We start from the raw sequence: 23284 nt of genomic DNA, 5'->3' as shown, positions 1-23284 counted from the left end.
ACCGGCGGCCACCCTGCGGGGGCACCGCCCGAAAAGGTCTATGTGGAAAAGCCCGGCCCGTAGCGGGGATTCACAGGTGGCGGTGCTGGCTCGGGTAGGCTAGAGCAGCAGCCAATGCACAACATTGGGCTGCCCGCATTCGAATCAGGAGATTTTGTGACCGCTGACCTCGTCATCGTAGGGTCGGGCTTTTTCGGCCTGACAATCGCAGAACAGGCCGCCACTGAGCTGGGCTTGAAGGTCGTTGTTCTCGACCGCCGCCACCATATCGGCGGGAATGCCTACAGCGAAAAGGAAGAGCAGACCGGCATCGAGGTGCACCGCTACGGGGCCCACTTGTTCCACACGTCTAACGAACGCGTGTGGGAGTACGTCAACCGTTTCACCACCTTCACCAACTACGTGCACAAGGTCTATGGGGTCCACAAGGGCGAGGTGTACTCGCTGCCGATCAACCTGGCCACGATCAACCAGTTCTTCCGCTCCAACCTGACTCCGGGGGAGGCGCAGGCCCTCATCAAGGAGCAGGCCGGCGAGCTCGCGGGCACCGATCCGCAGAACCTGAACGACAAGGGCATCCAGCTGATCGGCCGGCCGCTGTACGAGGCGTTCATCAAGCACTACACCGGCAAGCAGTGGCAGACGGATCCTAAGGACCTGCCCGCGGGGATCATCTCCCGCCTCCCGGTGCGCTACAACTACGACAACCGCTACTTCAACGACACGTACGAGGGCCTTCCGACCGACGGCTACACTGCGTGGATTGAAAAGATGGCGGAGCACCCGAACATTGAGGTCCGGCTCAACACAGACTTCTTCGATGAGTCACACGAATACAGCAAGAACAAGGTTGTCGGCAACATCCCGGTGATCTACACCGGACCTGTTGACCGGTACTTTGATTTCTCGGAAGGCGATTTGTCCTGGCGGACCATCGACTTCGAAGAGGAAGTCCTCGACGTCGGCGACTTCCAGGGTACGTCTGTAGTGAACTACAACGACGACGATGTCCCCTTCACGCGCATTATCGAGCCGCGCCACTTCCACCCGGAACGCGACTACCAGACCGAAAAGACCGTGATCATGCGTGAGTTCTCCCGGGCCGCTGAGAAGGGTGACGAACCGTACTACCCGATCAACACCGCAGCCGACCGCGAACGACTGCTCAAGTACCGCGACCTCGCGGCGGCCGAGAAGGATGTGCTGTTCGGCGGCAGGCTGGGAACGTACAAGTACCTCGATATGCACATGGCAATCGGCTCGGCCCTGACCATGTTTGACAACCAAATCCGTCCGCACTTCGAGAGTGGAACAACGCTTGAAAGCGGAGGAGTAGACGCATGAGCGCTGAGTTGCTGGCTGCTCCCGACAAGGGCGGCGGCCTCCTTGACGTGTTCCGGCGCCGTGAACTGCTCCGGCTTATCGTGCGGAAGGAACTCAAGGTCCGCTACCGCAGCTCGGTGCTGGGCCTGCTCTGGAGCTACGTCAAGCCGGGCGTGCAGTTCATCGTGTTCTATTTCGCCCTCGGAGTCTTCCTGGGCCTGAACAAGCAGCCCAACTTCGTCATCTACATGTTCTCGGGCATCATCCTGGTGAACTTTTTTTCGGAGGCATTCAGCAACGCAACGCGCTCCATTGTGGCGAACGGGGCCCTGGTCAAGAAGATCTTCCTGCCGCGCGAGCTTTTTCCGGTGGCGTCGGTCTGGGTGGCGATGGTCCACTTCCTGCCCCAATTCCTGATCCTGCTGGTGGCGTGCTTCTTCTTTGGGTGGACCCCGAGCATCGTGCAGCTTCTGGGTGCCGTAGGTGCTTTCGGCATTGTCGCCATGCTGTCGCTCGGCCTGGGGCTGCTGTTTGCAGCCGCCAATGTGATGTTCCGGGACTCCGAAAACATCGTTGACCTAATGCTCATGATGGCCACGTGGCTCTCGCCCGTCCTCTATGCCTGGTACCTGGTCCGGGACACGCTGGGGGAGACGTTCTACTTCTTCTACCAGCTGAACCCGATGACGATCGCCGTCGAATTGTTCCACTTCGCGTTCTGGGCGCCGACAACTGCGGTGCGGACGGCCGCTGAAGGCGCCAGGATGCCGGACAACCTCATCTCGCTGTGGTTGCCGGTCGGTCTGTTGATTTCGTTGGTGCTGCTCGCCATTGGCCAGACCGTATTCCGTCGCCTTGAGGGCAGATTCGCGCAGGAGTTGTGATGGCTGCAGAAGCAATCATTGTAGAAAAGGTATCCAAACGTTTTAACCTCCGGCACACGCGGTCCCTTAAGGAGACCGTGGTCTGGCTTTTCAAAGGACGCAGGGGGGACCTCTCCTCGACGTTCATGGCACTGGATGGTGTGGACGTAACGGTCGGCGTCGGGGAATCGGTGGCGCTGCTGGGGTTCAACGGTTCGGGAAAATCGACCCTGCTCAAGCTCATTTCCGGCGTCATGAGCACCGATACAGGCAGTGTCAGGACACGCGGCAAGGTTGCTGGTCTTATTGAAGTCGGCGCAGGATTCCACCCGGACCTCACGGGCCGCGAAAATGTGTTCCTCAACGGGGTCCTTCTGGGAATGACGGAGAAGGAAACAGAAGCGCGCTTTGACGAGATCGTTGAATTTTCCGAAATCGGAAAATTCATCGACACAGAGGTGAAGTTCTACTCCTCCGGGATGTTCCTGCGCCTTGCGTTTTCAGTCGCCGTTCACACGAATCCCGATGTTTTCCTGATCGATGAGATCCTCTCGGTCGGCGACGAACCATTCCAGAAGAAGTGTCTGGCGCGCATCCAGGAACTCCGGGAGTCGGGTTGCACGCTGGTAGTTGTCAGCCACGACCTCGACATGGTGAGCAAGGTTTGCGACAGGGGAGTCGTGCTGCGGCAGGGCAAGAAAGTCGCGGACGGGCCTATCGGGGAAGCAGTACGCCTTCTCCGGGAAGGCTGAGACGGAGCTGACGCATATGAACACGATTGCAGTAGGGAGTTTAGATGAGTAGGGCCCGTAAGCTCTTCGAAGTTGTAGACGACGGCGGTTCAGGTCTGGCAGGCGGAGAGGGTCGACTTTCCGATCGGGAACTCGGCCTGCTTGTTGGCGGGTTGAACTACCACTCACTGATCCAGCCTGGCCGTGAATTCAAGGTCATCGTCCTCCGTGCCCCGGACGGCGAGTTTCCGCGCCTGACAGGCTATGCCTGCCACCGCCACGAGTGGGAGCCGAACCGGACAGTGGTGTGCACCGTGGGAGTCAGGAGCACGGTTCCGGCAACAGCATCCGCAGACCCGGCCCTCGTTCCCCTCGTGCTCGATCTGGGCGGAGAGCGAGCAGAAGGGGGAGCGACCTACTATGACCGTCCCGGCCGCAAAGCTAAAATCCTTCGCCGGGCCCGATTTGGAGCGCCGATCGCCTTCGACGCCCTGCGCCAGGGACTGACCGACTACTACGAAAAGCGCGTCACTCCGAACCGCCGGCCTCCGCGGATGGCCCCGATCGAATCCACTGCACCGCCGCGCAGCCCGTCCGAGCACGGCGAGCCTGCCATTATCTTCGGGTTGCACTGGCTGGAGATGGGCGGGGCAGAACGATGGGCCATCGAAACCATCGCCCTCGCACGTGAGGCCGGCTTCCTGCCCATCGTGCTGACCGACCGCGAGTCAGCCCACCCGTGGATCGTGCGCCCCGAACTGGACGGCGCCTTGGTCCTGCCGCTGACGCTCCCCATTTCGGACGAGGAGGAATCGGAACTCCTGCTGGCATTGCTGACGAAGTTCTCTGTTCACGGCATCCATGTCCACCACAACGGCTGGCTTTACCACCGCCTTGCGTGGTTCAAAGCCATGGATCCAAGGATCCGGACAGCCGACTCGCTCCACGTCATTGAATGGAGGACCGGCGGCTTCGTCGAAGTGGCCGTCAAACTGTCCAATGCCATCGACATGCACCATGTCATCTCGCCACAGCTGAGGGACTACATGGTCCTGCAGCGGGATGTACCGAAGGAACGGGTGGCCCTCGCTCCGCTGTACGGCCTGAGCGAGGCAGGGACTGCGGAACAGGTTGAAAAAGCCCCTGGACGTCCCTTTACGGTGTCCTTCGTCGGGCGCCTCAGCCAGCAGAAGCGCCCGTACCTCTTCCTCCGCTACGCCGCCCAGCTTCGGCGCTCCACGGACCAGGAGGTGAAGTTCATCCTGCATGGATCAGGTGCCCTGGCTGAAGAGACGTCGAGGCTCGTTTCGAAGTATGGCCTGTCGGACTGCCTTGAGCTGCGTCAGCCGCCGCGTTCCGTGGATGACACCCTGGCTGAGTCGGACCTGCTGGTGATTTCTTCGGACAATGAGGGACTCACCCTGACGACCTTTGAGGCGACAGCCCGGGACGTCGCGGTCCTGTCCACCGACGTTGGATCGCAGGCGTCGCTCGTGTCCGACAAGCTGCTCGTTCCCAGACAGCCCCTGGCCTTTATCAAGGAAGCTGTTGAGCGCACCAAGGAGATCATGGCATCGGAGGAGCTGCGCGAACTGATCGTTGAAGAGCAAAGGCAAAAGATCGCCGCCCTGAAGGAACTCCCGGAAGCACGGGAATGGACCACAGAACTTTACGAAGGATGGAAAGCATGACCGACCAGGTCGCAGCCGTAGTTGTCACCTACAACCGTGTTGACAAGCTCGGGAGGGTTCTCGACTCGATCCTCGCCCAGTCCCGGTCCGTTGACCGGCTGATTGTCATCGACAACGCCAGCACGGACTCCACGCCACAACTCCTGGCAGTTTACGAAGACGATCCGCGGGTGGAGGTTGTCCGCCTGGATTCCAACACGGGCGGTGCAGGGGGTTTTGCTGCCGGCATGGAGCGCGCTTACGAGCGCGGCGCCGACTGGGTATGGATCATGGACGACGACTGCTACACCGAGGAAAACGCCTTGGAGAAGCTTCTTGCAGGCCACGCAGATGCTGAACAGGAACTCGGACGCAACGTACCTTACAGCTGCTCCCTCGTCCGCTACACAGACGGCTCGATTTGCGAGATGAACAACGCCGGCGCCACGTGGGACTGGGGGCGCCTGATCGCCAAAGGCCAGCGTGCGGTACTGATCACCAACTGTTCATTCGTTTCGGTTCTCATTCCGCGCCGTTCCATCGCGAAATATGGCCTGCCGCTGGTTGAATACTTCATCTGGTTCGACGACATGGAGTACACGCTCCGGATCAGCGCTGACGGACCCGGCGTCCAGATCCTCGACAGCGTGGTAACCCACGATATGCCTACAAACCGCGGCGTGAACTTCGGGGATCTGAATCCCGGCAACGCCTGGAAATTCCTCTACGGAGCGCGGAACGAATCGTCATACCGCTGGCACCACGACGACAAACTTGCGTGGGTGCAGTTTGTGGCCACAACGTATGCCTGGATGGTCAAGGGCGGCGTGGGGCGGCGTTTGCAGCTTCGGGTGGCAAAACAGATCCTGGCCGGTCTGAAGTTTGATCCCAAGCCGAAAATGGCCCGAAGCGTCCGCTGAGGCGTCAACGGCATAACAAAAGGGGGCCCGGGCGGGCCCCCTTTTGTCGATTTACCGGCCTAGCGGACCGGACCTAGCGGACCGGATACAAAGCCAGCGCTTCGGTCCTCTTGCTGCCCGCCAACCGGGTCGCAGCAGCTTCAAAGCCGGCCGAGCCGGTTGCTTCCGGGAATTCCGCGTCGCTGCCTGCGGCGGCGTAGGTCCAACCCGAGCCGAGTTCCAGCAGCGAGCGGTGCTTGATGTCGTAGTAGTCATCAAGGATGCCGATGGCGACGCCCTTGGCGCCCGCGGCGGCCGCAACCATGTGCGGATGGAACCTGGAGGTGTACCACTGCTGTCCCCGGCGGACCGGCAAGCCTTCACCCCACACCTGTGTGAACGGGGTGAAGTTCTCCTCCGGAATGAGTCCTTCAAGGGCATCGAACATTCGACGGTCCGATCCCGGGATCGCCTCCACGTAGCCCACCGAGAGTCCTTTTGCCAGGGAGTTTTCGACAACCACCCGCAGCTTGTCCCTGAGCCGGGAGAACGTCGGTTCATCGGTCATGTCGCTCTGGATGCACAACATCACATCCTTGGCTCTGGACTGGACACGCTCGGATTCCGCACTCCGGCGCAGCTCATGGAGCAGGCCCAGGAAGACATCATCCAGGCCCGTTTCGAGGCCGAGGAATTCCGCGCTGGCGTCGTCACGGACACTGACCGCCGAGAAGTCCGCGAAGGTTTTCGCCAATAGTTCGGCGTTCTCAGGCAGCGGCATCAGGCCGAGCCCGGACCCCAACAGCCGGCAGCCGTTCAGCTTGCGCGCGGCCGCCATGCCCGCGACGAGTCCCACGTGGTCCGGCCAGACACCATTGACATAGCCGCCGCCCAGAAGGTGGATTGAGTCGGCCTGGCCCAACACCATCAGGCCGACGTCGTACATGGGGGTGCCGCCATTGGCAACAATATTGGCCACATGCTCCCAGACGCCCTGGGCAGACTGATCCGGAGCCTCGGCGCAGGCCCGCCAGAGCGTATTCGTGGCGCGGAACCCGGGATGGATTCCGGCAAAAAGGGCGCTTGCCGTACCCGGCTGCGGGCAGTCCAGCCAGACGGCGGCGTCAGGCCGGATGCGGGCCAGGAACCGCAGCCACGCAGCAACGATCAGCTCATCGCCATAGTTCGGATTTCCACCGGAGGCAACGAGATAGAGGTTCTCAGTCATCGGCCAAGGTTAACACTTTCCTTTGGCGCCAACCCAATTGATGCAGCTTGTAATAAGGCATCCTGGCGGCCGCCAACTTGGGCCGGTAGCTGACCATGGCATAAGCTACCATGGGCCCGGCTCTACGCGACCCACAAATGCGAAAGTCTGAGGAGTTGGGTGGGTTTGTCGACTAGTCGAACGATGCCGTTGGGGCAAGGGGCGGAGTTCCGGCAGCGCGAACGCCGACCCGGGCCTGCATCCGGAACGAAAACCGGATTTCGCGCCGATATCCAGGCCCTCCGCGCCATTGCTGTGGGGCTGGTGGTCTTGAGCCATCTCTGGCCCAATAAGCTCACCGGCGGCTATGTGGGCGTTGACGTGTTCTTCGTCATTTCCGGTTTCCTCATTACGTCCCACCTGTCGAAGGAAATCTTTGCGACAGGAAAGCTGCGCCTGGCGGCGTTCTACTCCAGGCGCATCCGGCGGCTGCTGCCGGCGGCGTTCACAGTACTCGGCGTGTCCCTCTTTGCGGCCGTGATGATCCTTCCGTACTCCAGATGGACGGACACCGCCCAGCAGGTCCTGGCCAGTGCGCTCTATGCGGAGAACTGGGTGCTGGCGGCCAACGCCGTTGACTATTCCGCATCAACCGCATCCGCCACTGTGGCGCAGCATTACTGGTCGCTGTCCGTGGAAGAACAGTTCTACCTGCTCTGGCCCCTGCTGATGGTAGGCCTGGTAACGCTCGCCGCGCGCTTAGGGGTCCGTCCCCGGGTTGTCGTTGCTGCGGGTATCGCCGTGGCAGCCGCCGGATCGTTCGCCTTCTCCGCCTTCCTTGCCGGCGCAGGTCACCACGAGGCCTACTTTTACACGCATGTACGGCTCTGGGAATTCGGCGTTGGTGCCGGGCTGGCCCTGATGGTCAACAGGCTCAAATTCCCCGCCGTCGTCGCAAATGTACTCGCACTCCTGGGGTTCGGCGGCCTGATTGCCAGTGCCGTGCTCTTTGACGCTTCCACACCGTTCCCGGGCACTGCCGCGCTGCTGCCCGTCATAGCTACCGCCATGGTCATTGCCGGCGGAACGCCGGGCCACGCCATGTGGCACAGCCGGCTGACTTCGCTGCGGCCAGTGCAGTTTCTTGGAAATATCTCCTACTCGCTCTACCTCTGGCACTGGCCCCTGATAGTCGTCGGTCCGTTCCTGATCGACGCGGAACTCCGTACCTCCGACAAGCTCATCCTGTTGGCGGCGGCAGTTCCCCTGGCGTGGGTTACCAAAATATGGGTTGAGGACAAGGGGCTGCAGTTCCGGCCGACGTCCCGGCCGGCCATGAAGACCGTTGTGGCCATGGTGCTGGGAATGGCCGTGATAGCTGCCGGCACGGGCGGGGTGTATCTGGGACAGCAAGCGCGCGTGGCAGAAGCAGAACAAATCATGCTCAACCAGAAGACGTCCGTCTGCTACGGTCCGCGTGCCATGGACCACGCCGCCAAGTGCGGTGACAGGTTCGGGCCGGCTTTTGTGCCGACCATGAGCGATGCTAACGCTTACCACAAGACGGCCTCCGAATGCACAGACAACCTGGACATCCTGATGGCAGGGGACAAGAAGACCACACGGTTCTGCGACTTCAGCGGCGGGGCACCGGACGCCCCGACTGTCTGGCTTGTGGGTGACTCCCACGCCCAACAGTGGCAGGCGCCCCTGTTCGACCTGGCCAAACGGAAAAAGTGGATGCTGAAAATCAGCTTCCTGGGCGGATGCCCGCCGGCTGCGGTGACGTATGCGGGTTTCTATGCCTCAGTGGCGGACCAGGCCAGCGTCAATAATTGCAGGTCGTGGGGACAAGCGGTTTCTGAGGCCGTGGCTGCCGACAAGCCCGCCTACGTCTTCACGTCCGCCTTTGCACGCAGGGAGCGAGTCGAGGACGGCTCGGGGCGGTCCCAAAACGAACAGTACGCCGAGGGTTTCGGCAAGTACTGGAAGGCTTGGACCTCAGCTGGCAGCACTGTGGTGGTCCTGGCAGATCCGCCCTACAACGTCGATGTCCGCACTCCGGACTGTGCCCTCCTCAACGTGGAAGACCCCGCCCGGTGCGCCGTTGACCGGTCCGAGGCTGCTCCTCTGGACCCCATGGTCTATGCGGCCCACGCCAACAAGGATCCTCGGTTGAAGCTCGTTGACCTGACTGATTATTTTTGCGACAAGAGCCGGTGTTACAGCGTTGTTGGGGGAGTTGTGGTGTATTTCGACGTCAACCACCTGAATGTCGAATTCAGCCGGCTTCTGGGGCCGATGATCGAAGCGCGGCTCTAGGTGTCTTCAGCGGCTTAGCCGCAGGAGACGACTTCCAGCAGCCTGGCGTCCCCCTGGCTGTCAACAACCTTCACCGACGGTGAAGCCTTGACATCCACGACGCCCGTGAAGCCCTGGGCCGCCGCTGCGTTGGCCAGGTAGGTGGATCCGAAGTCGAGGATGTAGTCGACGTTCCGTGCTTTGGCAATCGAGCACACGGTGGAACCCGGGAGAGCCTCGCCGATGTCCTGGTTGATGGCCGCAAGTTCGGGGTCGTCGGTGGAGAACATATGGTACGTGCTCACTTTGCGGCCCGTGAGTGCATAGGCCAGCGAACCTCCATTCCAAGGGTTCACTGCAATGGTTGCGTCGTCGGGAACAGTCTGCGGCAGACGGTTGATCACGGCCAGCTCGTCGGAGTTGACGATCGGCGACGAGCCGTCCAAAACGTATGCCCGTGACGCCTCCTCCGTGATTCCGCGCATGGTTCCGCTCTGCGTTGTGACCACTGCAGCCAGAATAAAGACTGCCGCCAACCCGGCGGGGGCCCCTGCCGGGAACTTGCGGCTCAACGCCCCTCCGGCCCGGGCGGCGGCCTTGGTCACCGGGGTTTTGAGCAGGTCCCAGAGGAACAAGCTGCCAATGGCCGCGAGGACCACGGTGAAGATGGGCAGGAGGGCTGCAAGGCGGTAGCTGTCCTGGTACCAGCCGCCTGTGAGCAGCATCCGCCAGAAGCCCTTTGGCGTGGAGGCGGTGGTGACGTAGAGGACCACTGGCACCAGCCAGCACAGGAGAATCCAGAGGTCGCTGGTTTTCCGAAGGACCTGTTGAAGGCCGAGGAGGGCGAGGATGGAGAGTGCCCACGCGACGGGCCGGCCAATGGGTGCGTTCAAGATGACTTCGCCCACCGCGCCGGTCAGGCCCGTGAACGGCGCCCATCCGTCGTATTCCACGAGGGGGCGCAATAGACGCCACACCAGTGCAAACACCAACAACCCGGCGAGGGCCGCACCGATGATGACCAGCGGCTGCAAGGGACGGAACGAGCGGCCGCGGAGGCTCAGCAACTCGCGGCCCGCGACCCACAGGCCCAGGGGAAGCGAGAATGCCACCAGGGACAGGAGGCCGTTAGTCTGTGACAGGGCAAGCGCCGGGACGGCCACGGTGAGGGCCATCCACAACATCGTCCGGTCTCCATGGCTATCGAACCCAAGCCGGCACAGACCAATGACGACTGCCAGGGCCGCCGGCAGCAGCGCGTAGGACAGGATGTTCGGGTACAGGGGGCCGAAGTCCATGATCGAGATCGGGAATGCCGTGAAGCCCGCGGCGAAGACACCTGTGAGGGCCAGTGCAACGGGCCGGGGGCCGACGATCTGGTGCACCAGCAGGATCAGCGCGGCCGGCCAGATCACCGCGCCGATGGTGATGTTGAAGACGTTTTCAGCAACAACCACGTCCGAGGCGGAAAGCTGGGCTATCAGGGCTGCGACGGAGTGCCAGGCGGAGGGGTAGATCGCGCCTCCGCCTTCACCTCCGGCCATGCCGCCCAACGTCAGGGAGGACGCGTTGCCGGTCTCGATGATGTAGCGGATGGCATTGAGGTGAAACACGTTGTCGAAGCGCTGCGCGAAGTTTTCCGGGCTGCCGATGACCTCCGTGAGCCTCCGTGCGGTCAGGACTCCGCCGAGGGCCATGCCTGTGGCGGCTCCCGCCCAGGCGAGGAAAGGTGCCGGCTGCCGGGCGGAAGACTCCGCTTTCAATACAAACCGCCGAAGTGCCCACGCTGCCGCGGAGGCACCCGCCGTCGTCAGCAGCAACGGCGTGAGGTTCCAGCGGAGGCCAACAGCGCCGGCTGCGATGCCGGCCACGCCGACGATGCCGATGGTGAGCAGGGGCGCGAGGCAGAGCAGGGGAAGCCTCCGGGCACCCATGAAGTAGGCGAGCACCCCGCCTGGGCCGAAAGTGATGAGGAGAGCGACGGCAAATGCGGGCAGGGTGTTCCACCAGGACATGTAGGGATATACCTGTTCTTAGTTGTTTGCGCTGCGGAGGAGCTCCAGCAGGTAAGATCCGTAGCCGCTCTTGACCAGGGGCTCGGCGCGTTCGCGCAGTTCCTCGTCGCTGAGGAATCCAAGCCGCCAAGCGATCTCTTCCGGTGCGCCAATTTTCAGGCCCTGACGGTGCTCCACCGTGCGGATGAAGTTCGACGCATCGTTGAGGGAGTCGAACGTGCCGGTGTCAAGCCACGCCGTGCCGCGGGGAAGGATTTCAACCTTCAGCTGACCGCGCTCCAGATAGGTACGGTTGACGTCCGTGATCTCGAGTTCGCCGCGGGGGGAGGGCTTGAGGTTCTTCGCTATGTCGATGACGTCGTTGTCATAGAAGTACAGTCCGGGAACGGCGTAGTGGCTGCGCGGCTTTTCCGGTTTCTCTTCCAGGGAGATCGCCTGGCCGTCGGCGTCGAACTCCACGACGCCGTAGGCGGTCGGGTCCGAGACCCAGTAGCCGAACACTGCACCGCCCTGGATGTCCTTGAAGCGGCGGAGCTGGGTGCCCATGCCTTGGCCGTAGAAGATGTTGTCGCCAAGCACCAGTGCCACCGGTTCGTTGCCGATGTGTTCTTCCCCGAGGACAAATGCCTGCGCGAGGCCGTCCGGGCTCGGCTGCTGCTTGTACGTAATATTGACGCCGAATTGCCAGCCGTTGCCGAGCAGGCGCTGGAACTGATCGGCGTCGTGGGGCGTGGTGATAATCAGGATGTCCCGGATGCCGGCCAGGATTAGGGTGGACAGCGGGTAGTAAATCATGGGCTTGTCGTAGACAGGCACAAGTTGCTTGCTCGAGCCAAGAGTGATCGGGTGCAGCCGCGAGCCTGTGCCGCCAGCCAAGATGATTCCACGCATGGGCTCTATCATTGCGTGCATTGTCACGGCCAGCAAACCAGTAAGACCTGGAGGCCCGGCGCTGAAAGTCGCGGTGCGTGCCGCGCTAAGCTGGCTGAATGCAGAAACTCCTTGTCACCGGCGGTGCCGGCTTCATCGGTTCGAATTTTGTCCACTACGTTCTGGAGAACACCGAGGATCACGTCACTGTCCTGGACAAGCTGACGTATGCAGGGAACCTGGAATCCCTGAGGGGGCTCCCGGAGGACCGCTTCCGCTTCGTACAGGGTGATATCTGCGACGCCGCCCTGGTGGACACGCTCGTGGCCGACGCGGACGTTGTGGTGCACTACGCCGCCGAATCGCATAACGATAACTCCCTGCATGACCCGCGCCCGTTCCTGGACACGAACATCATCGGCACCTACACGCTGATCGAAGCCGCCCGGACGCACAACAAGCGTTTCCACCACATCTCCACCGACGAGGTTTACGGCGACCTGGAACTCGATGACCCGGAACGGTTCAGCGAGTCCACCCCGTACAACCCCTCCAGCCCGTACTCCTCCACCAAGGCCGGTTCCGACCTGCTGGTCCGGGCCTGGGTGCGGTCCTTCGGGCTGCAGGCCACCATCAGCAACTGCTCCAACAATTACGGCCCGTACCAGCACGTGGAGAAGTTCATCCCGCGCCAGATCACCAATGTGATCGACGGGATCCGTCCCAAGCTCTACGGCAAGGGCGAGAACGTCCGCGACTGGATCCACGCCAACGACCACTCCTCGGCCGTGCTGGCAATCATCGACAAGGGCATCATCGGCGAGACCTACCTGATCGGCGCCGACGGCGAGAAGAACAACAAGGACGTCGTCGAGCTGATCCTCGAGCACATGGGCCAGCCCCGGGACGCGTACGACCACGTCGTGGACCGGCCCGGCCACGACCTGCGCTACGCCATCGACTCCGCCAAGCTCCGCACCGAGCTCGGCTGGGAACCGAAATTCTCCAACTTCGACGCCGGCATCGAAGACACCATCGCCTGGTACCGCGACAACGAAAACTGGTGGCGCCCGCAAAAAGCCCGGACCGAAGCCAAATACAAGGAACAGGGCCAGTAGACGATGTCAATCGAGTTCTCCAAGAAGCTGACCGCGCACGAAACCCCGATTCCCGGCGTCGTCCTTTATGACCTGCCGGTCCACGGTGACAACCGTGGCTGGTTCAAGGAAAACTGGCAGCGGGAGAAAATGGTGGCCCTCGGGCTGCCGGACTTCCGCCCGGTGCAGAACAACATCTCGTTCAACGAAAAAGCAGGCACCACCCGCGGCATCCACGCCGAGCCGTGGGACAAGTTCATCTCGGTGGCGACCGGCCGGATCTTCGGCGCCTGGGTGGACCTGCGCGAGGGCCCGTCCTTCGGCGCCGTGTTCACCGCGGAACTGGACCCCAGCCAGGCAATCTTCATTCCCCGCGGTGTGGGCAACGCCTTCCAGACCCTGGAAGACAACACGGCCTACACCTACCTCGTCAACGACCACTGGTCCGCGGACGCCCAGGGCCAGTACACCTTCCTGAATCTCGCCGACGAAACCGCGGCCATCTCCTGGCCCGTCCCGCTGGACGAGGCCGAGCTCTCCGACAAGGACAAGGCCCACCCCCGCCTCGCGGACGTCGTGCCCATGCCGGCGAAGAAAGTCCTCGTGGTCGGCGCCGACGGCCAGCTGGGCAAGGCACTGCGGGAACTGTACGACGGCGACGCAACCGTTGAGTTCGCCGGCCGCGCCGGCTTCGACCTCGGCAGCGAAAGCGCCTTCACGGAGCGCAACTGGAAAAACTACTCAACGATCGTCAACGCCGCGGCCTACACCGCCGTCGACACGGCGGAAACCGCGGAAGGCCGGGCAGCGGCCTGGGCCGTGAACGTCGCCGCCGTCTCACGGCTGGCCCGTACCGCCGTCGAACATGACCTCACCCTGGTGCACGTGTCCTCGGACTACGTATTTGACGGCGTCCACGAGAGCCACGACGAGACCGAACCGTTCACCCCGCTGGGTGTGTACGGCCAGACCAAGGCAGCCGGCGACGCCGTTGTCAGTGTGGTTCCCCGCCACTACATCGTGCGGACCAGCTGGGTCATCGGTGAAGGCAACAACTTCGTCCGCACCATGGCGTCCCTCGCCGGCCGCGGCATCGAACCGTCCGTGGTCAACGACCAGATCGGCCGGCTCAGCTTCACCGAAGACATCGCGGCCGGGATCCGTCACCTCCTGGAGTCCGGCGCCGCCTACGGCACGTACAACCTGAGCAACGACGGCGAACCTCAGTCCTGGGCCGACATCGCCGCGGACGTGTACGAGCTCTCCGGAAAGCCGCGGACCGCCGTCACCGGCGTCAGCACCGAAGAATACTTCAAAGGCAAGCTTGCCGCACCCCGCCCCCTGAACAGCGTCCTGGACCTGGCCAAAATACGGTCAACAGGCTTTGAGCCTGCCAGCGCACAGAGCAGGCTGAAAGAGTACTTGAGCTAGCCGGGCGCGGCCGGCGCGGCCGGGACCGGGCCGGAATTGTCGTGTTCCGGGCGGTCGCGCCGGCGCCGGACCCCGGCGCCGGTGCCAAGCCTGAGGCACGCCATATGCAACAATTGACTGGTGAGTCGCACCTGGATCGTCATCCCCATGTACAACGAGGCTACTGTCGTAGGTTCGGTCATCGAGGGTCTGCGGAAGCAGTTCCCCTACGTCGTTTGCGTTGATGACGGCAGCACGGACGGATCGCAGGAGAAGGCTCGGGCAGCCGGCGCGGTCGTTGTCCAGCACCCCATCAACCTGGGCCAGGGTGCAGCCCTGCAGACCGGCATCGAGTTTGCCCTGCAGGATCCGGAACTGGAATGCATCGTAACGTTCGACGCCGACGGCCAGCACCGGGTTGACGACGCGAAGGCCATGGTGGAACGGGTTAAATCGGGGGAGGCCGAAATCATCCTCGGTTCCCGCTTCCTGGACGACCGCACAAAGCTGTCACCCGCGAAGCGGCTCGTTCTCAAAACGGCTGCCATTCAGTCCAGGCTTGCCACGGGGATGAACCTGACGGATGCGCACAACGGGCTGCGCGCCTTCAACCCCCGCGTTGCCTCCAACATCCACCTCACCCAGAACCGGATGGCCCACGCTTCCGAGTTGGTGAACCAGCTGGCGAGGCTCAAGCCGAAGTATGCGGAGCACCCCGTGGAAATCATCTACACGGACTATTCCAAGTCCAAGGGACAGTCCCTGCTGAACTCGGTCAACATCGTGGCCGAACTGTTCTTCAAATAGCCCCTGTTTTTCAACGAGCCAAGGTGTCGGATTGCTAATCATTGTCCAAATTGTCCTCGTCGCTGCCGTCATGGTGGTGTCGCTCGCCCTGATGCGCGGCGGTTCCAACGCCCGGCACCTGGCGGTACGCCGCATCCTGCTGATGATCTTCGCAGTCGTGGCGGCGCTCTCGGTGTTCTTTCCCGAGGCCCTTACCCGGGTTGCAGGGTTCCTTGGCATCGGACGAGGAACCGACCTGGTGCTCTACGGAGCAGTAGTGTCCCTGTTCGTCTTCATGGCAACGACCTACCAGCGCTTCCGCCACGCAGAGAACGCGCTCACCAAGCTCTCGCGGCGCATCGCAATTGATGAAGCCGAGAAACCAGGGCAGCTGAGCTAGTGGAGGAGACCTCCGCTACATCGCCAGACACGCGAAAGCCTTCCGCCGCTTCCGGTGCCACTGGCCGGGCCGGGCAGCCGGTTTCCGGGCCGCGGTGGGGCAGGGCGCTGGACCCGCGCAACAACAGCATGAACATGATCCGGCTGGGCCTGGCTGCCTTGGTGCTCTTTGCCCACAGCTTTTACTTGGCCGGAGCAGGGGAGGGGCCCCATTTTCGCGGTGAAAACCTGGGCGGCTGGGCCGTAGCGGGCTTCTTTGCCCTCAGCGGTTACCTCATCACCGGCAGCCGCTTTACCAACGGCCTCGGCGAGTACCTTGTACACCGCGTCGCCAGGATTTATCCCGCATTCCTGGCGTGCCTCGCCGTCACGGTCCTGGTGTTCGCTCCGCTCGGATTTTTCCGCCAGAACGGCACGTTGACCGGTTACTGGACCACGGAAACCACGCCGCTCCGGTTCGTCTTTTCCAATCTGTTCCTGGAGATGAAGAACTACGATGTGGCCTTCACCCCGGCGACCGTTCCCTTTGCCGGCTCGTGGAACGGGTCTCTCTGGAGCCTCTACTACGAGTTCCTGTGCTATTTGATCATCGCGGCAATCGGAGGGCTGGCCTGGGTCCGCCGCTCACCGGCGCCGCTCGCGCTGGCCTTCGGGGCAAGCGTCGCAGTTTACGCTAACCTGCCGTCCATCATGCCCCTGCTGCAGGACACCGACTTCTCGCTGCTGGCTAAGTTGCTTCCGTTCTTCCTCGGCGGAGCCCTGGTTCAGTCGGTGTCCAAGTGGATAGGGCTCCACTGGGCCGCCGGCATCGGATCCCTTGCGGCCGCTGCTCTTTGCATTTTCGCTGTTCCAGTGTGGGGAGGCCAGCTTGCCGGGCCGTTCATTGCCTATGGCTTGCTGTGGGTATCATCAGTGCTGCCCTCGCCGAAGCTGATCCGTGTCCACGATGTCTCCTACGGGTTCTACATTTACGCCTGGCCCGTGCAGCAGCTCCTGGCGCTCTACGGTGTCCATAACCGGGGCATGGCAGTTTACATCCTGGCGTCCGCCGCAGGCACCCTGGTCCTTGCTACGCTCAGCTGGCTGCTGGTGGAGAGGCCCGTTATGCGCGCGGTCCGGCGGCGGCGGAAGGCTTCGTCGCCGTCTGCAGTTCCCGCAGCGGCGCCCGCCGATGCGGCGAAGGAATCTGTTTCTGTGCCTGCTGAAACGCCGGCTGAAGCCCGGATCACCGCCGCCGGACGGCGCTAGCAGGGTCAGTGCCGTGACCGCGGTACTGAGGTAACGCGTGCAAAGACAAAACAAAAAGTGAGGGCCTTCGGTCTGGTTGGGTGAGTGTCGTCACCCAACAGACCGAAGGCCCTCGTTTACTGCCGGTCAATCGTTAGCGGGCAGTACGCCTAGAGCTTGGCTTCTGCCGGCAAACGGCCGTCGATCCATTCGGCAAGCCGCGCAATGCCGGCTTCCAGGTCGTAGCGGGGTTCCCACGGCAGCGCGGCCTTGGCAGGCTCCACATCGGCCCATGCATGCCGGACGTCACCCTGGCGGAACTGGCCCGTGACGTGCGGCTCCGTGGCACCGTAATGGCGGCTGATGATTTCCGCGGCTGTCCGGATGGTCTGGAATTCTCCCGAGCCGATGTCGAGGGCACCATCATGTGCCTCCTCAGCAACAGCAGCTGCGACAACAGCGGCTGCGACGTCGTCGATCAGTACGAAATCGCGGCGTACCTCGCCGTCCTCGTACAGGGGGATGGACTTCCCGGCTTTGGCCATCCGGCAGAAGAGGGACATGATGCCCGTGTAGGGGTTGATGAGGGACTGGCCGGGGCCGTAGACGTTCTGCAGGCGCAGTACGGCGGCTTCGACCCCGTAGGACTTGGCCCAGGACTCGAGGATGTTCTCCTGCGCGAGCTTCGTGGAGCCGTAGACGCTGACCGGAGCGGGAGCCACGACCGCAGCGGACATGGCAACGGGCTGGGCGGCGGGGAAGTCCCACTGTGCGCGTGACAGGATCTCATTCGACCGCTGGCCGGGATAGAAGAGGGTGCCGTCCGCATCCGACTTCCAGGCACCTTCGCCATAGACAGCCCGGCTGCTGGTGAGGACGATGCGGTGCGGCAGCTTGCCGCTCCGGTTCAGGCCGTCCAGCAGCTGCGTAGTGCCCACGACGTTGGCCATGGCGTGGCGCGTGGATTCCTCCAGCGACTGTCCGGTTCCGGTCTCGGCGGCAAGGTGAATGACGACGTCGGGCGCGACGTCCGGGAGTACGTCGTCCCAGGTCTGTGCCTCAGTAATATCGCGAACGATGAGCTCGACAGCGGGATCGAGTTCCTCCGGCCGTGACTGGGTGGCGTGGATCTGCGGGTGCAGGCTGTCCACGGCTACCACTCGGTCGAACGCCGCAACCAGGGCCGGGGAGATGGCGCATCCGATGAACCCGGCGCCTCCCGTTACGAGGACAGTACCTCGTTTGGCAGGGGACGTTGTTGATGACGTTGAGGAGGTCACTAGTGGGGCCTTTCTGGGGCGGACATCTGCAAGGTCCAGTTTCTCATAGGACTGGCGGGGTTCAGTGACCGAAGGCGTGCCTGAAGGTGGCCTTGACGGCTTTCGGATTGCGGGAGAGCAGGGCACCGGGCATGAGCGTGACGGCGTGCAGGCGCGAGGTCCAGCGGACGCGGGCTGCCACCGCGGCTTTCTTCCAGCCCTTGGCCCGGCAGAGGTCCTCGGCAATTTGCGCGTACTCCCGGTCGCCGGCGAAACGGGTTCCATCGGTCAACGTCGCGGCCGAGGCACTTGCGGAGTGCCGGCGGTAGGAGAACGCCAGCGTCGGAACGTGAACCAGCGATCCGCCCTGCAGCACAATGTCCATGACCAGTGCCAGATCCTGCACGATGGGCAGGCCGTCGCGGAAGCTGACCTTGCGGATTGCGTCGGTCCGGAAAGCGAGGGAAGGCCAGTACAGCCAGTTGCCGCCCAAGAGGCTGACCGCGAGGGATTCCCCGGCCAGGACGGTCGTGGCGTCGGTTTTCGGTCCCACGAACTTCCGCTTAACGGAATCCGCGAGCGACCGGACAACCCGCCCGGTTTCATCGATGACCTGGACTCCGGGCTGAATCACGGAGGCGTCCGGGAAATCGCGGTGGGCCTGCAGCACGACGTCAACGTAGTTGGGCAGCAGTACATCATCGCAGCCCAGGATCACCATGAGGTCCTGGGTGGCCTGGGAAACGCAGGTGCGGTAGTTCTCGGTAATGCCCTTGTTGGATTCGTTCCGCTGGTAGGAGACCCGTTCATCCTCAATGGTCGCGAAGTATTCCTTGACGGAGGGGTCGGGGTAGCAATCGTCGATGACGGTAAGTACCCAGTCTCCGTTGGTCTGTGCAAAGACGCTCGCAACGGTTTCCTTCAGCAGCGCAGGATCGCCCCAGTACGGTACAAAAATATCGAGCGGCATTTTCCAACTTCCACGGGTTGTCGTAGCTCATCTGAGCTCGTTCACGGGTGCCGGGGCGGCGGCTTCAATTGAGTGCCTGTCCGTGTCCGACACTAATATGTTGCCATGACCTCCCACGTTATCCGGCAATTGACCCCTGCAGCCCCGGCCTTCAACGGATGACGCACACCGAAGGAAAGGCACCGCAGAAGTCGACCATTGCTGCGCGCCAGGCAGCTTCCGTCGGGTTGGCGTCAATCGCCTCTGCGGCTGCCGGGTACCTGGTCATCTGGTTTGTGCCACGGGTCCTGAGCAAGGCCGACAACGCCGAGTTCCTGGCCTTTTGGTCCGCACTCTTTCTGATGTTCGGTATTCTCGGCGGCCTGCAAACAGAGATCATCCGGTACGTAACCGCCTCGGGGACCGGCTCCGCCGCCCATCCCCGCGGCGGCACTGAGCGGCGCCGGACCGTTCCTTTGTTCGCGGTGGTCTTCGGAATCGCCGGCGGCGTCGCAATTGTCCTGGCGGTGACGTCGCTGCTGTGGGGTCGCGCGGTGCTCGGGCCGCACTGGGCGGTGCTGGTTCTTGTCCTCGCCGGTGCCTGCGTGGCTTTCTCGGTCCATGCCGCACTGGCAGGCGTCCTCAGCGGCCGGCAGCTCTGGGGAAATTTCTCGGCACTGGTCGCCGCCGAGTCCATTTTCCGTCTGGTCCTCGTGCTCGCTGTCGGTCTGCTGGCGGGATCCACTGCCGGGCTGTCGGCCGCGGCGGCGGCAGGGGCCCTCGCCTGGGCGCTGATGGCGGTCTTCAGCCCTCAGCTCCGGTCAGCGTTCAGCATGCCGCTGGCCGTCCCCGTCAGGGACTTTGCGCGGAAAGTGGGCCACGCCAGCATATCGACTGCTGCCAGCGCATCGCTCGTTGTCGGCTTCCCGATCCTTTACAGGATTACGACTCCCGCGGACGTCTACCTCGCGTCGGCTCCGCTGCTTCTTGCGATCCTCCTGACCAGGGCGCCGCTGATGGTTCCGCTCGGAACATTCCAGAGCGTCGCCATCGCCCATTTCGTCCGTCACAGGGACCGGGGGCTTGGGGCGTTGCGGCCGGTCGCCCTCGCCATTGCCGGCGTGGCCCTGGTGGGTGCCCTGGCGGCGTACTTCCTGGGACCCTGGCTTATGGTCCTGCTGTTCGGCCCGGAGTACCACGTCGCGGCGTGGGTCCTCGCCGGATTGACTGCCGCCGCCTCTGTGCTGGCACTTCTGACACTCACTGGCGGTATGTGCGTAGCACTCAACCGCCACAGGGTGTCTTCTGTCGGCTGGGTGAGCGCAGGGGCCCTGACCCTGCTGGTCCTGCTGCTGCCCCTGGACGCCGACCTCCGTGCCGTCCTGTCCCTGCTGACGGGCCCGCTGCTGGGCGTGTGCATCCACACCGTGGCGTTGTCACGCCGCGCTGCTGTGCCACAGGCGTAGGAGCCGGCCGGGTCCTACTCCTGTGGCAGCGGGGGAGGTCGCGAACTCAGTAACGGGTAATGGCGTAGCCCGCCGTTGCACTCCACTTGATTGAGCCGCCCTTGAAGTACTGCACGCAGACATCCGCGGTGCAGGTTTCAGTGCTGGTGGGGAATCCGAAGAAGCCTTCCTGGGCTCCGTTGGCCCGCCAGACGCCGCCGATGCCGCTGTGGTAGACAGCGCCCATGCCCACCCCCGATGCCCAGAGGATCTCGCCGCCGGCGAACAACTGGGTGCACGAGGTTGCTGCGCACGTTTCCGTCGTCGTGGGGAAACCGAGCCGGCCCGATTCGGACCCAAGCGAGCGCCACAATGATCCGATGCCACCGGAGTACACCGCGGCAGTACCAGTGGTGGCGGACCAGAGAATGTCTCCGCCGGCGAAACTCTGGCGGCAGGAGCTAACCAGGCAGGTCTCGTTGCTCACCGGGTAGCCCAGCCGTGCGTTCTCGGCTCCGAGGGTCCGCCAGAGGCCGCCGATGCTGCCGTTGTAAACCGCCCACTGTCCAGTGGCGGGTGTCCAGTAGATAGTGCCGCCGCGGAACGACTGCTTGCAGGTGCTTCCGGCGCAGGTTTCATCGGTGGCAGGGTAGCTCAGGCGGGCGTTCTCGCTGCCCATGGCTGCCCACAAGGACCCGATACCCGTACCACGGAGCACTCCGAATGCAGGGGCGGAAGCGGCGGGGTCCTTGAGGATCCGTCCAGCCTCGAAGTCCTGGAAGCATTCTTTTCCGTCGCAGAAGTTGGTGTCGCTGACAGGACTGCCGAAGCGACCCTTCTCGGCTTGGAGTGCAGTCCACTTCCTGGCGATTTCACCGTCGACGATGGTCCGCGTTCCGGACTCGGGCGTCCAGAATATCTGGCCTTTGACGAAAAGCTGGCGGCAAACCGAGCCCTCACAGCTTTCGGCCGACCGGGGCGCGCCGACCAGGCCGGCGAGTCCGCCGTCGGCCTGCCACTTGCTTCCAATGGATGTGCGCCAGACCGGAACCGCGCCCGTGGCGCCGGTCCAGACCATGGTTCCGCCCTGGAAGCTCTGGACGCATGAGGTGTCGGTGCACGTTTTGTTGTTGGTGGGGTAGCCGAGCCGGCTGGTTTCGCCGCCCAGGGCCTCCCAGGCCGTCGCAATGTCTCCGGATGTCAGGGCCCAGGATCCTGTGGACGCTGTCCACAGGATCTTTCCGCCCTGGAATGTCTGGCTGCAGGCGGAAGTGGAACAGGTCTCGGAGGCAGTGGGGTAGCCCAGGGTTCCGGACGGGCCCCCCATGGCACGCCAGCGTGCGCCGATTCCGCCGTTGAAGACCGCTGCGGCGTTCGTTGACGTCGACCAGTACACTTCGCCGCCAACGAAAGCCTGGGAACAGGCCGTGGCCGAACAGGTTTCGTCCGTCTTCGGGTAACCGAGGCGACCGTCGACACCGCCCCAGCCGCGCCACGTGCCGCCGATGGAGCTGAAATAGACGGCCTTCGCTCCGGTGTTCGGATGCCAGATGATCTGGCCGCCGGCGTACTGCCGGTAGCACCCGCCGGCCGGCAGGCCGCAGTACAGCGGGAGCGTCTGGACTCCCAGCCGGCTGGAAGCGCCGCCCATTGAGTTGTACTTGTTAAGGACAGGATCGAAGCCGGTTGCGAGTGCCTGGAGTTCGGCATAGCTGCCGCTGAAGACGTTTGAATCGCCGGCGAACGGGCCCAGGCTGCTGTACTGCCAGATATCGTATTTGGTCCAACCGGCCGGCAGCACGCCCGGTGAGACGGTGCGGTATGACGCGATGTGGAGCGGCTGGTTCTTGAACGCCGGGCTGTTCCCCGTGCATTGGGTCCACCAGTCGGTGGTGGTGTAGATCGCGGGATAGCGGCCCGTCCGGGTGTACAGGGTGTTGGAGAAGTCTGCAATCCAGGAAACCATCTGGCTCTGGGACATGTTGTAGCAGGTGTTGCCGAGTTCGGGGTACGGGTTGTATTCAATATCCAGCAGGGGAGGCAGGGTGGTTCCATCGCCGCTCCAAGCACCGCCGTTGGCTGCAAAGTAATTTGCCTGCGCGGCGCCGGAGGAGACATTCGGGATCGCGAAGTGGTAAGCACCCCGGATCATTCCGACGCTACGGGAGCCGTTGTACTGACTGGCAAAGTATGGGTTGAGATAGCTGAGGGCTTCGGACGCCTTGGCGTAGGCGAACAGCGCACCCATGTTGCGCTGTTCCTGCCAGTTCACGTTTCCCTGATGGCTGCTGACGTCGAGTCCCTGGATGCCGGGCGGCATGTAGGTGGCCTCAGTTGAAGTCCCGCTTGATTCGGTTGTTGCCCTGATGCCCAGCTTCTGCTCCAGGCCTTGGCCCATGTGGGCGCCATGGGCTCCCTGGGCGGCCTTGAGCTTGGCCAGCATCTCCGCGTCGATGGTTGATCCCGGCGGAACGGTCTCGCTGGTGGTCGGAGAGGGTTCTGCGGCTGGTGCTGTTGCCGGCGTTGAAGTCGGAGCGGTCTGGCTGGGGGTTGCAGCGGCCGGGCTTGCTGATGTAGCGGCCGGCGTCGGGGCCGCCGGGGAGTCATTGACCGGTGTCGGGTCAGCCGTCTGAACCGGTGTGGCCACTGGTGCCGGCGGGACCTGCTCGTCCGCTGCAGCAGGCAGCGCAGGCGCGAAAGAACTGCAAACCAGGGCTGAGGTCAGAACGGCCGCCGCCAGCAACCGGCCGCCGAAGGAAGTGGATGCGCCTGTTCGTGCGCTGGTGATTTTGCTAAGACTCATGTTCTGCTCCGGCCGGCAACGCGCAGATCC

18 protein-coding genes are annotated in these 23284 nt (G+C 63.2%); 12 read left to right on the top strand and 6 right to left on the bottom strand.

What is annotated here, in order from left to right:
• Nucleotides 1-156: 156 nt before the first annotated feature.
• From glf to RW112_RS02220, 5 genes are read left to right on the top strand one after another with little or no spacing between them, the layout of a single operon-like run.
• Nucleotides 157-1344, top strand: coding sequence for a UDP-galactopyranose mutase (gene glf / locus RW112_RS02240; RefSeq protein ID WP_317780222.1), 1188 nt, complete (start codon nucleotides 157-159; stop codon nucleotides 1342-1344).
• Nucleotides 1341-2207: an ABC transporter permease gene (locus RW112_RS02235; protein ID WP_305941567.1), complete on the top strand. Its 867-nt coding sequence runs from the start codon at nucleotides 1341-1343 to the stop codon at nucleotides 2205-2207. The genes glf and RW112_RS02235 overlap by 4 nt, the downstream gene beginning before the upstream one ends.
• Nucleotides 2207-2938, top strand: a complete 732-nt coding sequence (locus RW112_RS02230; protein WP_305941566.1) for an ABC transporter ATP-binding protein — start codon at nucleotides 2207-2209, stop codon at nucleotides 2936-2938. Before RW112_RS02235 ends, RW112_RS02230 begins: the two co-directional genes overlap by 1 nt.
• A 44-nt stretch (nucleotides 2939-2982) precedes the next feature.
• A complete protein-coding gene (locus RW112_RS02225) occupies nucleotides 2983-4608 on the top strand; it encodes a glycosyltransferase (protein ID WP_317780221.1) in 1626 nt (541 codons plus the stop codon).
• Nucleotides 4605-5507 (top strand): glycosyltransferase family 2 protein, encoded by a 903-nt coding sequence (locus RW112_RS02220; protein ID WP_305941564.1) that lies wholly within the window; start codon nucleotides 4605-4607, stop codon nucleotides 5505-5507. The genes RW112_RS02225 and RW112_RS02220 overlap by 4 nt, the downstream gene beginning before the upstream one ends.
• Before the next feature lie 73 nt (nucleotides 5508-5580).
• Here RW112_RS02220 and RW112_RS02215 read toward each other — a convergent pair whose 3' ends face one another.
• On the bottom strand, nucleotides 5581-6714 hold the full coding sequence (locus RW112_RS02215; protein ID WP_317780220.1) for a polysaccharide pyruvyl transferase family protein: 1134 nt from the start codon (nucleotides 6712-6714) through the stop codon (nucleotides 5581-5583).
• 183 nt (nucleotides 6715-6897) lie between these two features.
• Between RW112_RS02215 and RW112_RS02210 the strand changes: the two genes are divergently transcribed.
• Nucleotides 6898-9015 (top strand): acyltransferase family protein, encoded by a 2118-nt coding sequence (locus RW112_RS02210; protein ID WP_317780219.1) that lies wholly within the window; start codon nucleotides 6898-6900, stop codon nucleotides 9013-9015.
• A gap of 14 nt (nucleotides 9016-9029) precedes the next feature.
• On the opposite strand, the gene RW112_RS02205 is transcribed toward RW112_RS02210, so the two are convergent.
• Nucleotides 9030-11009 carry a DUF6541 family protein gene (locus RW112_RS02205; RefSeq protein WP_317780218.1) on the bottom strand — a complete coding sequence of 660 codons (1980 nt, stop codon included), beginning with the start codon at nucleotides 11007-11009 and terminating at the stop codon, nucleotides 9030-9032.
• Between the two features lie 18 nt (nucleotides 11010-11027).
• Nucleotides 11028-11900, bottom strand: coding sequence for a glucose-1-phosphate thymidylyltransferase RfbA (rfbA, locus tag RW112_RS02200; protein WP_305941560.1), 873 nt, complete (start codon nucleotides 11898-11900; stop codon nucleotides 11028-11030).
• A gap of 98 nt (nucleotides 11901-11998) precedes the next feature.
• Here rfbA and rfbB point away from each other — a divergent pair, with 98 nt between their 5' ends.
• The 5 genes from rfbB (at nucleotide 11999) to RW112_RS02175 (ending at nucleotide 16819) form a co-directional block, all read left to right on the top strand.
• On the top strand, nucleotides 11999-12997 hold the full coding sequence (gene rfbB / locus RW112_RS02195; protein ID WP_317780217.1) for a dTDP-glucose 4,6-dehydratase: 999 nt from the start codon (nucleotides 11999-12001) through the stop codon (nucleotides 12995-12997).
• Between the two features lie 3 nt (nucleotides 12998-13000).
• Nucleotides 13001-14407: a bifunctional dTDP-4-dehydrorhamnose 3,5-epimerase family protein/NAD(P)-dependent oxidoreductase gene (locus tag RW112_RS02190; RefSeq protein ID WP_317780216.1), complete on the top strand. Its 1407-nt coding sequence runs from the start codon at nucleotides 13001-13003 to the stop codon at nucleotides 14405-14407.
• 120 nt (nucleotides 14408-14527) lie between these two features.
• Nucleotides 14528-15193, top strand: coding sequence for a glycosyltransferase family 2 protein (locus tag RW112_RS02185; protein ID WP_305941557.1), 666 nt, complete (start codon nucleotides 14528-14530; stop codon nucleotides 15191-15193).
• A gap of 31 nt (nucleotides 15194-15224) precedes the next feature.
• Nucleotides 15225-15572, top strand: coding sequence for a DUF2304 domain-containing protein (locus RW112_RS02180; protein ID WP_214953084.1), 348 nt, complete (start codon nucleotides 15225-15227; stop codon nucleotides 15570-15572).
• A 128-nt stretch (nucleotides 15573-15700) separates the two neighbouring features.
• Nucleotides 15701-16819: an acyltransferase gene (locus RW112_RS02175; protein ID WP_317780215.1), complete on the top strand. Its 1119-nt coding sequence runs from the start codon at nucleotides 15701-15703 to the stop codon at nucleotides 16817-16819.
• A gap of 149 nt (nucleotides 16820-16968) precedes the next feature.
• Here RW112_RS02175 and RW112_RS02170 read toward each other — a convergent pair whose 3' ends face one another.
• Together RW112_RS02170 and RW112_RS02165 are read right to left on the bottom strand one after the other, a co-directional pair.
• The gene (locus RW112_RS02170; protein ID WP_317780214.1) at nucleotides 16969-18078 is read right to left on the bottom strand and encodes an NAD-dependent epimerase/dehydratase family protein; all 1110 of its coding nucleotides are present in this window, start codon (nucleotides 18076-18078) and stop codon (nucleotides 16969-16971) included.
• Between the two features lie 61 nt (nucleotides 18079-18139).
• The gene (locus tag RW112_RS02165; protein WP_317780213.1) at nucleotides 18140-19027 is read right to left on the bottom strand and encodes a glycosyltransferase family 2 protein; all 888 of its coding nucleotides are present in this window, start codon (nucleotides 19025-19027) and stop codon (nucleotides 18140-18142) included.
• A 158-nt stretch (nucleotides 19028-19185) separates the two neighbouring features.
• On the opposite strand from RW112_RS02165, the gene RW112_RS02160 reads away from it, so the two are divergent.
• The gene (locus RW112_RS02160) at nucleotides 19186-20472 is read left to right on the top strand and encodes a hypothetical protein (protein WP_317780212.1); all 1287 of its coding nucleotides are present in this window, start codon (nucleotides 19186-19188) and stop codon (nucleotides 20470-20472) included.
• A gap of 46 nt (nucleotides 20473-20518) precedes the next feature.
• Here RW112_RS02160 and RW112_RS02155 read toward each other — a convergent pair whose 3' ends face one another.
• A complete protein-coding gene (locus RW112_RS02155) occupies nucleotides 20519-23254 on the bottom strand; it encodes a GH25 family lysozyme (protein WP_317780211.1) in 2736 nt (911 codons plus the stop codon).
• Between the last annotated feature and the right edge of the window lie 30 nt (nucleotides 23255-23284).

It is taken from the genome of Arthrobacter sp. B10-11 (genome assembly GCF_033142195.1).
In the GTDB taxonomy this organism is placed as follows: Bacteria; Actinomycetota; Actinomycetes; order Actinomycetales; family Micrococcaceae; genus Arthrobacter; species Arthrobacter oryzae_C.
This window is presented reverse-complemented; position numbering and strand designations above follow the sequence as displayed.

Coding starts and splice junctions, on each gene's coding strand:
- RW112_RS02205 (WP_317780218.1), bottom strand. CDS start 11,009: ATGTCCTGGTGGAACACCCTGCCCGCATTTGCCGTCGCTCTCCTCATC.
- RW112_RS02190 (WP_317780216.1), top strand. CDS start 13,001: ATGTCAATCGAGTTCTCCAAGAAGCTGACCGCGCACGAAACCCCGATT.
- RW112_RS02235 (WP_305941567.1), top strand. CDS start 1,341: ATGAGCGCTGAGTTGCTGGCTGCTCCCGACAAGGGCGGCGGCCTCCTT.
- RW112_RS02215 (WP_317780220.1), bottom strand. CDS start 6,714: ATGACTGAGAACCTCTATCTCGTTGCCTCCGGTGGAAATCCGAACTAT.
- RW112_RS02220 (WP_305941564.1), top strand. CDS start 4,605: ATGACCGACCAGGTCGCAGCCGTAGTTGTCACCTACAACCGTGTTGAC.
- RW112_RS02230 (WP_305941566.1), top strand. CDS start 2,207: ATGGCTGCAGAAGCAATCATTGTAGAAAAGGTATCCAAACGTTTTAAC.
- RW112_RS02175 (WP_317780215.1), top strand. CDS start 15,701: ATGAACATGATCCGGCTGGGCCTGGCTGCCTTGGTGCTCTTTGCCCAC.
- RW112_RS02210 (WP_317780219.1), top strand. CDS start 6,898: ATGCCGTTGGGGCAAGGGGCGGAGTTCCGGCAGCGCGAACGCCGACCC.
- RW112_RS02225 (WP_317780221.1), top strand. CDS start 2,983: ATGAGTAGGGCCCGTAAGCTCTTCGAAGTTGTAGACGACGGCGGTTCA.
- rfbA (WP_305941560.1), bottom strand. CDS start 11,900: ATGCGTGGAATCATCTTGGCTGGCGGCACAGGCTCGCGGCTGCACCCG.
- RW112_RS02165 (WP_317780213.1), bottom strand. CDS start 19,027: ATGCCGCTCGATATTTTTGTACCGTACTGGGGCGATCCTGCGCTGCTG.
- rfbB (WP_317780217.1), top strand. CDS start 11,999: ATGCAGAAACTCCTTGTCACCGGCGGTGCCGGCTTCATCGGTTCGAAT.
- RW112_RS02160 (WP_317780212.1), top strand. CDS start 19,186: ATGACGCACACCGAAGGAAAGGCACCGCAGAAGTCGACCATTGCTGCG.
- RW112_RS02155 (WP_317780211.1), bottom strand. CDS start 23,254: ATGAGTCTTAGCAAAATCACCAGCGCACGAACAGGCGCATCCACTTCC.